The following is a 14,030-nucleotide window of genomic DNA, read 5'->3' on the forward strand; positions in this document are numbered from 1 at the left end:
GGAAATGGATTTCCGGCTGCCATGGTGAGCAGCCGGATCAGGTGTTGAAGCATAACCACGCCGCCGCGGATTACGCGGACTTCTTGCGGTCGTCGTCCTTGATTTCCTCGTAGTCGGCGTCGACGACATTGTCGCCGCCTTCCGCGGAGGCATCGGCAGCAGCGCCACCTTCGGCCTGCTGTGCTTCATAGATCGCCTGGCCGAGCTTCATGGAAACTTCCATGAGCGTCTGGGTCTTGGCCTTGATGTCTTCGGCGTCGGCTTCGGTTGCCTCGGTCGAGGACTTCAGCGCGGCGATCGCATCCGAGATGGCAGTGCGGTCGGCTTCGGAGACCTTGTCGCCGTAATCCTTCAGCGACTTTTCCGTCGAATGGATCAGGCTTTCGGCCTGGTTCTTGGCTTCTACGGTCTCGCGGCGCTTCTTGTCTTCGGCAGCATGGGATTCGGCATCCTTGACCATCTTTTCGATGTCCGCGTCGGAAAGGCCGCCGGAAGCCTGGATGCGGATCTGCTGTTCCTTGCCGGTGCCCTTGTCCTTGGCCGAAACCTGCACGATGCCGTTGGCATCGATGTCGAAGGTGACTTCGATCTGCGGCACGCCGCGCGGCGACGGCGGCAGGCCGACGAGGTCGAACTGGCCGAGCAGCTTGTTGTCGGCAGCCATTTCGCGCTCGCCCTGCGAAACGCGGATGGTGACGGCCTGCTGGTTGTCTTCCGCGGTCGAGAAGGTCTGGCTCTTCTTCGTCGGGATCGTCGTGTTGCGTTCGATCAGACGGGTGAAGACACCGCCGAGCGTTTCGATGCCGAGCGACAGCGGAGTGACGTCGAGCAGCAGAACGTCCTTGACGTCGCCCTGCAGAACGCCGGCCTGGATGGCGGCGCCGAGCGCAACTACTTCATCCGGGTTGACGCCCTTGTGCGGCTCCTTGCCGAACAGCTGCTTGACGACTTCCTGCACCTTCGGCATGCGGCTCATGCCGCCGACCAGAACCACTTCGTCGATTTCGGCAGCGGTGACGCCGGCGTCCTTGAGGGCTGCCTTGCAGGGCGCGATCGTACGCTGGACCAGATCGTCGACCAGGCTCTCGAGCTTGGCACGGGTCAGCTTCAGCGTCAGGTGCTTCGGGCCGGAGGCGTCGGCCGTGATGAACGGCAGGTTGATTTCGGTCTGCTGCGAGGACGACAGCTCGATCTTGGCCTTTTCCGCGGCTTCCTTGAGGCGCTGCAGGGCAAGCTTGTCGTTCTTCAGGTCGATGCCGTTGTCCTTCTTGAATTCGGCAACGAGATATTCGACGAGACGCATGTCGAAGTCTTCACCGCCGAGGAAGGTGTCGCCGTTGGTGGACTTCACTTCGAAGACGCCGTCGCCGATCTCAAGGATCGAAATATCGAAGGTGCCGCCGCCAAGGTCGTAGACGGCGATCGTCTTGCCGTCCTTCTTGTCGAGGCCGTAGGCGAGAGCGGCAGCGGTCGGCTCGTTGATGATACGCAGCACTTCAAGACCGGCGATCTTGCCGGCATCCTTGGTTGCCTGGCGCTGCGCGTCGTTGAAGTAGGCGGGAACGGTGATGACGGCTTTCTCGACCTTTTCGCCGAGATAGGATTCGGCGGTTTCCTTCATCTTCTGAAGGATCATCGCGGAAATCTGTGCGGGCGAGTAGCCCTTGCCATTGGCTTCGACCCAGGCGTCGCCATTGTCGCCCTTGACGATGGTGAAGGGAACGAGATGCTTGTCCTTCTCGACGGTCGGGTCTTCGTAGCGGCGGCCGATCAGGCGCTTCACCGCAAAGAGCGTGTTCGTCGGGTTGGTGACCGCCTGGCGCTTGGCCGGCTGGCCGACGAGGCGCTCGCCATCATCTGAAAAGGCCACCATGGAAGGGGTCGTGCGCGCACCTTCCGCATTCTCGATGACCTTTGCGTCCTTGCCGTCCATGACTGCGACGCAGGAATTCGTCGTTCCAAGGTCGATACCAATTACTTTTGCCATGTCATTCTCTCCTTGAAGCAAGCTGTCGGAACCCCCAGAAGGCATTTCCCTGACAGCCCCTTACGGGATGGGTCTACGTGATTACGCAATCGTGATTGCGGTGATGCGGCGTATATAAGGAGCGGTTTTCTCGACTGCAAGGCGGGAAATAGCCCGGAATCCAGCAAAACGAATGTGTTGCCTTCAATTTTCGCAGCAGCCCGGAAAGAGGTCGCCCGATCCCCGGAAAGCGTGCGATTTCTAGGATATATGGCTTGCGCCGGGCATGCAGCACGGAATCTCATTGACCCATGATCAGATCGAGCAGGGTCGTGCGCCGGGGCTGCACCGAAGAGGTCGTCTGCGACCCACCGACATCGCCGGGCGGCACGATGTCGTCGTAGCCTGAACCGCCGCCTTCGGCAACGTCTGCAGGAGGGACAGGGCCGTTTCCGGGGCTTGCGCGCTGCTGCCGGACAGGCGCCTGCGGATAGCGCTCGGCATTCTCGCCGCCGCCGAAGACGCCTGATATGATGCCGCCGATCGTCGTCGTCGGCGGCACTTCGGCCGTGACCGGCTGCCCGCCGTCGGGCGCTGCCTGCGCCATCGGCTGACCGCTGTTCGGATTGTCGATCAGCTGGCCGTTGCCGAAGAGCGGCGCCGGCGAAAGGCCCTTGTGGGCGGCGATCATGAATTCCTTCCAGGCCTTGGCAGGAAGACCGCCGCCGGTCACCTTCTTCATCGGCTTGCCGTCGTCATTGCCGAACCAGACGCCTGTCGTGAGGTTGCTGGTGAAGCCGACGAACAGCGCGTCGCGGGAATTCTGCGTCGTGCCGGTCTTGCCCGCCGCCTGCCAGCCGGGAATCTTGGCACTCTTGCCGGTGCCGTTTTCGATGACGCCCATCATCATCGTATTCATCTGCGCGGCGATCTGCTCGGAAAGCACGCGCGGCGGACTGTCATAGGTATTTTCGTAGAGAACCTTGCCCTCGGCGGTCGTCACCCGGCGGATGACGTGCGGCGTCGCCTTGTAGCCGCCGTTCATGAAGGCGGCATAGGAGGCGGTCAGTTCCATCAGCGACACTTCGGACGTCCCGAGCGCAATCGAGGCGTTCGGCTGCAGCTCGCTTTCGATCCCGAGCCGGTGGGCGAGTTTGATCACCTGATCCGGCCCGTCATACATCACCAGCTGCGCGGCCACCGTGTTCAGCGACTTGGCGAGCGCGGTGGCGAGCGTCACTTCGCCATTGTATTTCTTCTCGTAATTCTCCGGCGTCCAGTCGCCGATGCGGATCGGCGCGTCGTTGAACACCGAAAAAGGCGTCAGCCCTTTTTCCAGCGCCGCGGTATAGACGAAGGGTTTGAACGAAGATCCCGGCTGGCGCTTGGCCTTGACGGCGCGGTTGAACTGGCTCGTCGCATAGTCCCTGCCGCCGACGAGTGCCCGGATCGCCCCGGTGCCGTCGATCGAGACCAGCGCCGCCTGCGAGGCGTCGAGCTTGCCGCCCTCCTTGTCGAGCACGTCGACCAGCGACTGCTCGGCCTTCTTCTCCAGCGATTTGTCGATCGTCGTATCGACGACGATATCTTCCTTGACGTCGCCGATCAGGCCCGGCAATTCGTCCATGACCATATCGGCGACATAATGCCCGGCGCCTGACCAGTAGCTCTTGGCCGAAGCCGGGGTCTGCGACATCGCTGTTTTGACCTCGGAATCGGTGATGAAACCCTGCTCGCGCATCGCCGCGAGCACGAGCTGGGCGCGCGCATTCGCCGCTTCCGCGTCGCGGGCCGGCGAAAGCCGCGACGGCGCCTTGAGCAGGCCGGCCAGCACCGCGGCCTCGCCAAGGTTCACATCCCGCGCCGATTTGTTGAAATAGCGGCGTGAGGCCGCCTCGACGCCATAGGCGTTCGATCCGAAAAACACCCGGTTGAGATACATCGCAAGGATCTGGTCCTTGGTGTATTTCTGCTCCAGCCAGAGCGCCAGCAGCACCTCCTGCACCTTGCGTTCCAGCGTTCTCTCGGGAGAGAGGAAGAGATTCTTGGCAAGCTGTTGCGTCAGCGTCGAACCGCCCTGCACCATGTGGCCGGCCGTGAAATTGGTGACGATCGCCCGCCCGAGGCCGAGCGGATCGACACCGAAATGCGAATAAAAACGCCGGTCTTCGATGGCGATGACGGCTTCGGGAATATAGGGCGACATGTTTTCGAGCGACAGCGCCTCGCCGCCGGTGGCGCCGCGATTGGCAATGACGCTGCCGTCGACGGCGGTGATCTTGACGTTCGGCGGCCGCTCGGGGATCGCCCATGTGCTGGCGCTCGGCATGCGCGAGCCGTAATAGAGGACAAGCCCTGCAACGCCGATGCCGGCCCAGATGAAAAGCACGACGCACCAGTAGACCACGCCGCGCAGGAAGCCGAAAAGGCCGCCGCCTTCACGCTCCCGCGGCTCACGCCGCCGCTGGCGGGCGGCACGCTGCGGCGGGGGCTTGGAGCCGCCACGCCGCACGGATCTGCTTCCGATGACGCGGTCATCGGCGTCGAGCGAAAATTCATCATCGTCGCGGACCGGGCGGCCGCTGAAGGACGGTTCGATTCTGTCGCCTGATTTGCCTCTGCCTGCCATCGCGGACCGGTCGCATCCCCTGTTCGATCGCGAAGCCCACTTCGCATAACGGCGTCCTGTTATAGCGCCGGGTGTCTCTTCAGACGCGCGAAGGACGCTGTAGCACCTTTGAAGTGCTGCATAATTTTGTCCTTAAACTGATTTCGATTTAAGGAACTATGCAGCGGGCGACGTGATCATCCGACTGAACTGTAATTGCGGCGATTTAACGGGGTGTTAAAGGACAACGAGTGAGGTGGGTCGCGCTGTCGAGCCGCGCAGGTCATGACCACAGACCCCGGAGGCGTTGCAGCAATCAAATAGAATGCTGATTTAAAGAATTACGCTGCGAGCGGAACCAATAGGCTCGACGGCTGTTTACGGAGAAGCGGGACAGCCCCTCACGTCCCGCGAATGATCGGCCGTCTCCCCTCAACGCGTGCCGATCGACATCAGGCCCGGTGCATCCCCCCAAGGAGCGCCGGGCTTTTTCGTGGCTCCGCTTTCCAGCGATTCTGTGCAGAAAGGGCGGCATTGCCGCCGCCCACGATATTTCAGTCGCCGCAGGAGGGATCGCCCGGGCGGCAGACGAAAGGCGAAGCCCTTGGATCCGGATGATTGTAGGTGTCGGCCTTCCCGCCTCTGAACTGCGGCAGATCGCGGAAATCCGAACTCCTGTTGCCGTCATCCCTGCGGACCTCTCTGCGGCGTTCCTCCCTTCGGGCGTCGTCGCGCCGGTCGCGGTCACGATCCCGGTACTCGCGGACCTGATAATCCCGATCCCGATACTCCCGCCGGTAATCCCGATCCCGGTAGTCCCGGTCGCGATAATAATAGTCCGGGCCGCGGCTCCAGCGGTCACGCTCGCGATAGAAATCGCGGCCGCGGTAGTAGCGGTCCCAATAATTGCCGACGCTGAAGGTAACCATGGGAATGCCGAGCGGACGGTAATATTGCGGACCGACATAGACACGGCGTTGCTGGTAGACGGCCTGCACGTACTGGCCGGAGACCCAGCCGCGGCCGCCGTAGAATTCGACGTCGCACCAGTTGACGTTGGAAAGGCATCCACGGATTTCGACGGACGAACCGGCCGGTATGACGGCGACGGCCGGGTACCGGGTGCTCGGACCCGCGCGCATGTTGACGTTGGCCGTCGAGTATCCCTCGGCGGCCTGCGCTATTGCCGGAGCCAGCACAAGCAGCGCGGCCGCGGCTATTTTGACGATGAGGTTTCTCACGCTTCTCACTCCTCGTTGGCGTGTTTTTCAGGCAGCGCTCGGCTGCGTTTCCTTGGCATATGCCATCTGGAACAAAAGATAGAGCGATCGCCGGCATTTGTTAGGGCGTCATCATTCGCTTTGTCTTTCAACACCTTATAGATCGAGCGCGATGAACGCAGCTTGAACGGGGGGAGATTTGTGCGCCACATTCGGGTGCGCGCTCTCATGGTCCATCGAGAGTACCTCATGAGAGCACCGTTAACCGCCTGTTAACCTTCGGGCGGCAATCTGACGGCATACCCGCTTGCTCCTTGACCACGGATGAACTGGCACCGAGCCGAGCGGATGACGAAAGGCCGGGCGACCGGCCTTTTGTTTTGATTTTGACGGGCCGGCCACAAGGCCTGCCATCGCGTTTAGCCGGCGAGCGCCCGAAGGATCCGCACCCAGGAGCGGATGCCCTTGTGGTAAGAGACAAGCTCGTACTTCTCGTTCGGCGAATGGATACGGTCATCGGCGAGGCCGAAGCCGACGAGTAGCGATTCCATGCCGAGCATCTTCTGGAAATCTCCGACAATCGGGATCGAGCCGCCCATGCCGATGACGATGGCAGGTTTCGGCCACTCGTCGGAAAGCGCCGTCTTCGCCTTGGTCAGAACAGGCGAATCATAGGAGAGATGAATCGCTGGCGAGCCGCCATGCGGATGGAATTCCACCGAGCAGTCGGCCGGAATTTTCGACCTGACATAGCTGCGGAAAGCCTCGCGGATAGCGGCCGGGTCCTGGGTACCGACGAGCCGGAACGAAACCTTGGCCGAGGCCTTGGCAGCGATGACCGTCTTGAAGCCTTCGCCCGTATATCCGCCCCAGATGCCGTTGATTTCGGCCGTCGGCCGCGCCCAGGTGAGTTCCAGCACCGACCGGCCCTTTTCGCCGGAGGGAATGGAAAGGCCGACTTCACCGAGGAAGCTCTCGGCCGTTTTGCCGAGCGTCTCCCATGACGCCTTGATGTTGTCGGGCGTTTCCTCGACGCCGTCGTAAAAGCCCTCGAGCGTGATGCGCCCGGTCTCGTCATGCAGGCCGGCAAGCGCCTCGACGAGAATATGGATCGGATTGGCCGCAGCACCGCCGAAGAGGCCGGAATGCAAGTCGCGGTCGGCCGCCGTCACGACCACCTCCTCGCCGACGAGGCCGCGGAGTGCCGCGGCGATTGCCGGCGTGTCGCGGTCCCACATGCCGGTATCGCAGACAAGCGCATAATCGGCCTTGAGTTCGGCGGCGTTGGCTTCGAGGAAAGGCTTCAGGGACGGTGAGCCCGATTCCTCCTCGCCCTCGAACAGAATGGTGATGCGGCAGGGAAGTGCGCCGTTGATCTCCTTATAGGCGCGGCAGGCTTCGACGAAGGTCATCAGCTGGCCCTTGTCGTCGGAGGTGCCGCGCCCGGTCAGGATCTTGCGGCCATCACCGACATCCTTGATCGATGGCTCGAAGGGATCGTTTTCCCAGAGCTCGATCGGGTCGACCGGCTGCACGTCGTAATGGCCGTAGAAAAGCACATGGGGCGCGTCGGCGGAAGCGCCGGCGTGGTGGGCGACCACCATCGGGTGGCCCGGTGTGTCACGCACCGAGGCGGTAAAGCCGAGGCCTTCGAGATAGGCGACCAGCCATTCGGCCGCCTTCCGGCATTCGGCCTTGTAGACGGGATCAGTGGAAATCGACTGGATGCGCAGAAGCTCGAACAGCTTATCGAGGCTTGAGGAAAGGTTCTGATCCGCGCGCGCAAGCACCTGTTGTAGATCCGTCATTTTCGACTCCTTTTTGAAATTTGGCCGGACGATAGACCAAACGAGGAAGGCAGGCGAGGCGGAAAAGCAAAATGGGCGGCGCGAAAGTGGCCATATCCAGATCGGGTGCAAGAAGATTGCCGGATAATATAGAAGAAGCTTCTAATTCAATTTACAGTTATTTAGTACAACCTAAATAACCTGACAGAATTCAGCTGTTCGGGGGGACGGATGTTTTCGGTCATTACATGTATTCGGGACGATCACGATTGGCGGCTGGTGCTGGCAGCGGCGGCGGTTTGCCTGGTCGGCGCGATGGCAGCGATGCTGCCGCTTTCGCGCGCTCAAGGATGCGATGCCGGGCGCCGCAAGCTCTGGATCGGCGCCTCGGCTTTCGCCTTCGGCACAGGCGTATGGGCAACGCACTTCATCGCGATGCTGGCCTATGACGGCGGCATGCCGATCAGCTACCAACTGGGGCTGACGGCGCTTTCCTTCCTCCTGTCGGTTGTCGGTTCGTGGGCGGCGATCGTCGTCGCGTCGGAGAGCCGCGGCAGGTTTTCGCGCATCCGCGGCGGCGTCCTGATGGCGCTCGGCATCGCCTCGATGCACCTGACCGGTATGCAGGCGATCGAGACACAGGCGGTCATCGTTTACGATCCCTACATGACGCTGAGTGCGGTTCTGGCGGGAGCGCTGCTGTCGAGCGCTGCCTTCTACGCTTTCTTCCAATGGAGCGGCCTGAGGCGGCTCCTCACCTCGTCCGTCATCTTCGTTCTTGCAATCTGCGCTCTCCACTTCATTTCGATGGCAAGCATCACGCTTGTGCCGGATCCCGGCAAAGAGGTCCCGGCGATGGTGCTCGATACCAGCCTGCTGGCAGCGATCGTCGTGGTAGCGGCGACAGCTCTCATTCTGACCGCTATCGCGGTAGTCTTTATCGACAGCCATCTGACGGATCTGAGAGGGCTCGCCAATGCCTCGCAGGAAGGGCTGCTGATCCTGCGCGAAGGCAGGGTCATCGATGCCAATGAACGGTTCCAAACTCTTTCCGGCTGGAAGCTTGCCGATCTTGTCGGCAAGGCGCCGTCCGCTGCTTTGACCGCCATCCAGGGGCAGAACAGGCCCGGCGAGACCTTGCTCAGTACCAGCAGCGGCAAGGAGATCGCCGTCGAAGTGAACACGAGCAGGATCGTCTATCGCGGGCACAATTGTGACGTGCTGGCGGTGCGCGATCTGACGGAGCGCAGGCAGGCCGAGGAGATGATCGAACATCTCGCCCACCACGATGTTCTGACCGATCTTCCGAACCGGTCGTTGTTCGATACGCGCGTCCGCCAGGCACTGCAGATGGCCGAACGAAAGAACAGCAAGGTGGCCCTCTTCTATATCGATCTCGATCGGTTCAAGAGCGTCAACGATATTTTCGGCCATGCCGAGGGCGACCGAATTCTTCGCAAGGTTGCCTCGATTCTCCGGCGCGTCGCCGATGAAAGCGATACGATCGCCCGTCTCGGTGGCGATGAATTTGCCATCATTCAGCCCGCCGGACAGCAACCGGCGGCCGCGCAGAAGCTCGCAGCCGCGATCCTCGACGAATTCGCCGCCGAGATGGATACGGCACGCGACCCCACGGCCGTCGGCGTCAGCCTCGGCATTGCCCTTTATCCGGCCGACGGACGAGATGTGGACGAGATCTGCAACAATGCCGATATCGCACTTTATCGGGTCAAGCACGGCGGCCGCGGCAAGGCCTGTTTCTTCGATGCGGAAATGGACGAGGCCACGCGAGCCCGCCGCCAGATCGAAAGCGAACTGCGCCACGCCATCACCCGCAATCAGATCCATGTCAGCTATCAGCCGATTTACGGTGCACTTAGTGGCGAGGTCAGCGGTTACGAGGCCTTGATGCGCTGGAACCGGCCGGGGCACGGCATCAGCGAGCCGGACGTCTTCATTCCGATCGCCGAGGAAAGCGGATCGATCGTCCAGCTCGGCGAATGGGTGCTGCGCGAGGCCTGTACAGAGGCTGCGCGCTGGCCGCACCCGCTGACGATCGCCGTCAATGTCTCGCCGGTGCAGTTCATGCTGCCGAACCTTTGCGAGCGGATCGAGGCAATCCTCGAGGAAACGAGGCTCGCGCCCGACCGGCTGGAAATCGAAATCACCGAGGCCGCTCTCATCCGTGACCGCGATCGGGTGATGGCCACGCTGCAGCGCCTGCGCAGTCTGGGTGTTCACATCGTCATGGACGACTTCGGCACCGGCTTTTCCTCGCTTTCCAACCTGCGAACCTTCCCGTTCGACAAGATCAAGGTCGACCGCAGCTTCACCGGCATGCTGGAACATGACGCAGCGTCACGTTCGATCGTGCGCGCGATCATCGGCCTCGGCCACAGCCTCGGCATGCCTGTCGTGACGGAGGGCGTCGAAACCGAGACGCAGCGCCAGATCGTCGTCGAAGAAGGCTGCGCCCAGATACAGGGCTTTTTGCTCGGCAAGCCGGATATCGAACCGAGCATCAAGCTCGCCGCCCGTAAAGACCTCTTGTCCTCAACGGCTGACGCCGACGCACTGCCGATAGCGCGGCGGCGACCGACGCGTCTTGCCTGGGAGTAGGCTCGGTCAGAGCGCCTTGGCGTTTTCCAGCAGCCGGCGGATATATTCGAGCGTCAGCTCGCGCTCGAATCCGCGAAAGCCTTTGAACAGCGCCAGATCCGCCTCACGCGCGGTCTCGATCGCCTCAGCCTCCATGGCACGGGCCTTCGGCGTCAGGAAAATCAGCTGCGCCCGCTTGTCGGACGGATGCGGCCGGCGTTCGATCAGCCCGTCGCGGACCATGCGCGAAAGCGTATTGGCCATGGTCGCCTGCTCGATAGCGACTCGGTCGAGAAGCTGTTTCTGGGTCAGGCCATCCTCGGCCCAGAGTTCCAGCAGGATGGGAAACTGGCCTGGAGAGAAACCAAGCCCTACCGCGCGCTGGTGCAGCGAGCGGGCAAAACCCTTCGCCAGCTGGCTGGCAAGGTAAGCTCCCGAATCCATGCGGTTAAATCCCATGATTGCAAGTTAGGCTCAAAACCGTGCCGGAGACAATGCAGCAAATCGCAGAGGATGCCCCAAAAAATGCAAGCCGCGATCGGAACTGCGCAGACCTGGAAAACAAAAGTCGCCATGACCTGGAGGTTGGCCATGGCGACTTTAAAATGGGGACAAAGGCCCGGAGAGGGGGATAAGGCCTTTGTCCAAGCCTGATGCGGCGGGGGACAAGCCGGTAATCAGACCCGCGACGCAATCAACAGCGCCGGTGACATCGATTTGTAGCTACGAATGTGGTTTTTCAAGGGTCACGGTACGTTACAAATCGGTAACAGTTTGGTGAGCAGAAATCCTTCCGCTCTTGGCCGAACTTTATATGGACCTGGTTTCCTGCCCGCGCTATCCATGCGCACATGAAAAAAGGCGATCACCTCTTCCTAGTCGATGGTTCCGGCTTCATCTTTCGGGCCTTTCACGCACTGCCGCCGCTGACGCGCAAATCGGACGGCCTGCCGGTCGGCGCCGTTTCCGGTTTCTGCAACATGCTGTGGAAGCTCTTGCGGGATGCGCGCAACACCGATGTCGGGGTAACGCCGACCCATCTCGCCGTCATATTCGATTATTCCGCCAAGACCTTTCGTAAGGATCTCTACGACGCCTATAAGGCGAATCGTTCGGCCCCGCCCGAAGAGCTCATTCCCCAATTCGGCCTCATCAGAGAGGCGACCCGCGCCTTCAACCTGCCCTGCATCGAGACCGAAGGCTTCGAGGCCGACGACATCATCGCCACCTATGCCCGCCAGGCCGAGGCGGCAGGTGCCGACGTCACCATCGTCTCCTCCGACAAGGATCTGATGCAGCTCGTCACTCCCAATGTCCACATGTACGACAGCATGAAGGACAAGCAGATCGGCATTCCCGACGTTGTCGAGAAATGGGGCGTGCCGCCGGAAAAGATGATCGACCTGCAGGCGATGACCGGCGATTCTGTCGACAACGTTCCAGGCATTCCCGGCATCGGCCCTAAAACGGCTGCCCAGCTGCTCGAGGAATACGGCGACCTCGACACGCTGCTCGAACGCGCCACCGAGATCAAGCAGGTCAAGCGTCGCGAGACGATCCTTGCCAATATCGAAATGGCCAAGCTCTCGCGCGACCTCGTCCGCCTGCGCACCGACGTGCCGCTCGATCTCGATCTCGACGCGCTGGTGCTGGAACCGCAGAACGGCCCGAAGCTCGTCGGCTTCCTGAAGACGATGGAATTCACATCGCTGACCCGACGCGTCGCCGAAGTCTGCGATTGCGATGCGAGCGCCATCGAACCGGCGGTCGTCGCTATCGAATGGGGCAAGGCGGCCCATGGTCCCGATCTGGACGCGGCCGAGCCCGAACCCGTCGCCGGCGGCATCCCAGACGTTTCGGGCGAAGCGGTGCCCGTGCCGCCGCGCGCGAAGGCGAAGGCCGGCGTCGAAGGCGCTTTTTCGCCGGCCGATCTTGCCAAGGCGCGGGCCGAGGCTTTTGCGACGCTGCCCTTCGATCACTCGACCTATGAAACGATCCGCGATCTGGCGACGCTCGACCGATGGATTGCCGCTGCGCGCGACACAGGGCTCATCGCTTTCGATACGGAGACCACGTCACTGGATGCGATGCAGGCCGAGCTTGTCGGCTTTGCGATGGCGATCGCCGACAATGTCGCCGATCCGACCGGCACGAAGATCCGTGCCGCCTATGTGCCGCTCGCCCATAAGAACGGCGTCGGCGATCTGCTCGGCGGCGGCCTTGCCGAAAACCAGATTCCCATGGGTGACGCCTTGCCGCGGCTGAAGGCATTGCTGGAGGACGAATCGGTTCTCAAGGTCGCCCAGAACCTGAAATACGACTACCTCCTGATGAAACGCTACGGCATCGAGACGAAGAGTTTCGACGACACGATGCTGATCTCCTACGTGCTCGACGCCGGCACCGGCGCGCACGGCATGGACCCGCTCTCGGAAAAATTCCTCGGCCATACGCCGATCCCCTACAAGGATGTGGCGGGCAGCGGCAAGGCGAACGTCACCTTCGACCTCGTCGATATCGACCGCGCCACCCATTATGCCGCCGAAGACGCCGATGTGACGCTGCGCCTCTGGCTGGTGCTGAAGCCGCGACTGGCGGCGGCGGGGCTGACCAGCGTCTACGAGCGGCTGGAGCGGCCGCTGCTGCCGGTGCTGGCGCATATGGAAGCGCGCGGCATCACCGTCGACCGGCAGATCCTGTCGCGGCTGTCCGGCGAACTGGCGCAGGGTGCGGCGCGCCTGGAAGACGAGATCTACCAGCTCGCCGGCGAGCGTTTCAACATCGGTTCGCCGAAGCAGCTGGGCGACATCCTGTTCGGCAAGATGGGCCTTGCCGGCGGCAGCAAGACGAAGACCGGACAATGGTCGACCTCCGCCTCGGTGCTCGAGGATCTCGCCGCAGCCGGTTTCGAGCTGCCGCGCAAGATCGTCGACTGGCGCCAAGTCACCAAGCTGAAATCCACCTATACCGACGCGCTTCCGGGCTATGTCCATCCGCAGACCAGGCGGGTCCACACCTCCTATTCGCTGGCTTCGACGACCACGGGGCGCCTGTCCTCGTCCGAACCGAACCTGCAGAATATTCCGGTGCGCACCGCAGAAGGCCGCAAGATCCGCACCGCCTTCATCTCGACGCCGGGTCACAAGCTGATCTCCGCCGACTACAGCCAGATCGAACTGCGGGTGCTTGCCCATGTGGCCGAGATCCCGCAGCTGACCAAGGCCTTCGAGGACGGCGTCGACATTCACGCCATGACCGCGTCGGAAATGTTCGGCGTGCCGGTCGAAGGCATGCCGGGCGAGGTGCGCCGCCGGGCCAAGGCGATCAATTTCGGCATCATCTACGGCATCTCCGCCTTCGGCCTCGCCAACCAGCTTTCGATCGAGCGTTCGGAAGCCGGCGACTACATCAAGAAATATTTCGAACGCTTCCCGGGGATCCGCGACTATATGGAGAGCCGCAAGGCGATGGCCCGCGACAAGGGTTATGTCGAAACGATCTTCGGCCGCCGCATCAACTATCCGGAAATCCGCTCCTCAAACCCTTCGGTGCGCGCCTTCAACGAACGGGCGGCGATCAACGCGCCGATCCAGGGCTCTGCGGCCGACGTCATCCGCCGGGCGATGATCAAGATGGAGCCGGCGCTCGCCGAAGCCGGTCTTGCCGAGCGCGTGCGCATGCTGCTGCAGGTGCATGACGAGCTGATTTTCGAGGTCGAGGACGAGGACGTCGAAAAGGCGATGCCGGTCATCGTCTCGGTCATGGAAAACGCTACGATGCCGGCGCTCGAAATGCGCGTGCCGCTCAAGGTCGATGCCCGCGCCGCCACCAATTGGGACGAGGCGCATTAA

Annotated in this window: 7 protein-coding genes; 2 read left to right on the plus strand and 5 right to left on the minus strand. The window is 62.0% G+C overall.

Annotated elements, in window-relative coordinates; genetic code table 11:
- Nucleotides 1-70: 70 nt before the first annotated feature.
- The 4 genes from dnaK to AMK02_RS00775 all read right to left on the minus strand — a co-directional run bounded on the left by dnaK (nt 71) and on the right by AMK02_RS00775 (nt 7,602).
- The gene (dnaK, locus tag AMK02_RS00760; RefSeq protein WP_064800244.1) at nt 71-1,987 is read right to left on the minus strand and encodes a molecular chaperone DnaK; all 1,917 of its coding nucleotides are present in this window, start codon (nt 1,985-1,987) and stop codon (nt 71-73) included.
- Nucleotides 1,988-2,267: 280 nt separating this feature from the next.
- Nucleotides 2,268-4,595 carry a transglycosylase domain-containing protein gene (locus AMK02_RS00765; RefSeq protein WP_064800245.1) on the minus strand — a complete coding sequence of 776 codons (2,328 nt, stop codon included), beginning with the start codon at nt 4,593-4,595 and terminating at the stop codon, nt 2,268-2,270.
- 533 nt (nt 4,596-5,128) lie between these two features.
- Complete coding sequence (locus AMK02_RS00770) at nt 5,129-5,815, minus strand: SH3 domain-containing protein (protein WP_064800246.1); 687 nt, start codon at nt 5,813-5,815, stop codon at nt 5,129-5,131.
- Between the two features lie 398 nt (nt 5,816-6,213).
- Nucleotides 6,214-7,602, minus strand: coding sequence for a dipeptidase (locus AMK02_RS00775; RefSeq protein ID WP_064800247.1), 1,389 nt, complete (start codon nt 7,600-7,602; stop codon nt 6,214-6,216).
- Nucleotides 7,603-7,812: 210 nt separating this feature from the next.
- On the opposite strand from AMK02_RS00775, the gene AMK02_RS00780 reads away from it, so the two are divergent.
- Nucleotides 7,813-10,200 carry a bifunctional diguanylate cyclase/phosphodiesterase gene (locus AMK02_RS00780; RefSeq protein WP_064800248.1) on the plus strand — a complete coding sequence of 796 codons (2,388 nt, stop codon included), beginning with the start codon at nt 7,813-7,815 and terminating at the stop codon, nt 10,198-10,200.
- 6 nt (nt 10,201-10,206) lie between these two features.
- Here AMK02_RS00780 and AMK02_RS00785 read toward each other — a convergent pair whose 3' ends face one another.
- Complete coding sequence (locus AMK02_RS00785) at nt 10,207-10,623, minus strand: MarR family winged helix-turn-helix transcriptional regulator (protein ID WP_011423544.1); 417 nt, start codon at nt 10,621-10,623, stop codon at nt 10,207-10,209.
- Nucleotides 10,624-11,030: 407 nt separating this feature from the next.
- On the opposite strand from AMK02_RS00785, the gene polA reads away from it, so the two are divergent.
- Nucleotides 11,031-14,030, plus strand: coding sequence for a DNA polymerase I (polA, locus tag AMK02_RS00790; RefSeq protein ID WP_064800249.1), 3,000 nt, complete (start codon nt 11,031-11,033; stop codon nt 14,028-14,030).

Source organism: Rhizobium sp. N731 (assembly GCF_001664145.1).
Classification (GTDB): domain Bacteria; phylum Pseudomonadota; class Alphaproteobacteria; order Rhizobiales; family Rhizobiaceae; genus Rhizobium; species Rhizobium esperanzae.

Coding starts and splice junctions, on each gene's coding strand:
- dnaK (WP_064800244.1), bottom strand. CDS start 1,987: ATGGCAAAAGTAATTGGTATCGACCTTGGAACGACGAATTCCTGCGTC.
- AMK02_RS00765 (WP_064800245.1), bottom strand. CDS start 4,595: ATGGCAGGCAGAGGCAAATCAGGCGACAGAATCGAACCGTCCTTCAGC.
- AMK02_RS00775 (WP_064800247.1), bottom strand. CDS start 7,602: ATGACGGATCTACAACAGGTGCTTGCGCGCGCGGATCAGAACCTTTCC.
- AMK02_RS00780 (WP_064800248.1), top strand. CDS start 7,813: ATGTTTTCGGTCATTACATGTATTCGGGACGATCACGATTGGCGGCTG.
- AMK02_RS00785 (WP_011423544.1), bottom strand. CDS start 10,623: ATGGATTCGGGAGCTTACCTTGCCAGCCAGCTGGCGAAGGGTTTTGCC.
- polA (WP_064800249.1), top strand. CDS start 11,031: ATGAAAAAAGGCGATCACCTCTTCCTAGTCGATGGTTCCGGCTTCATC.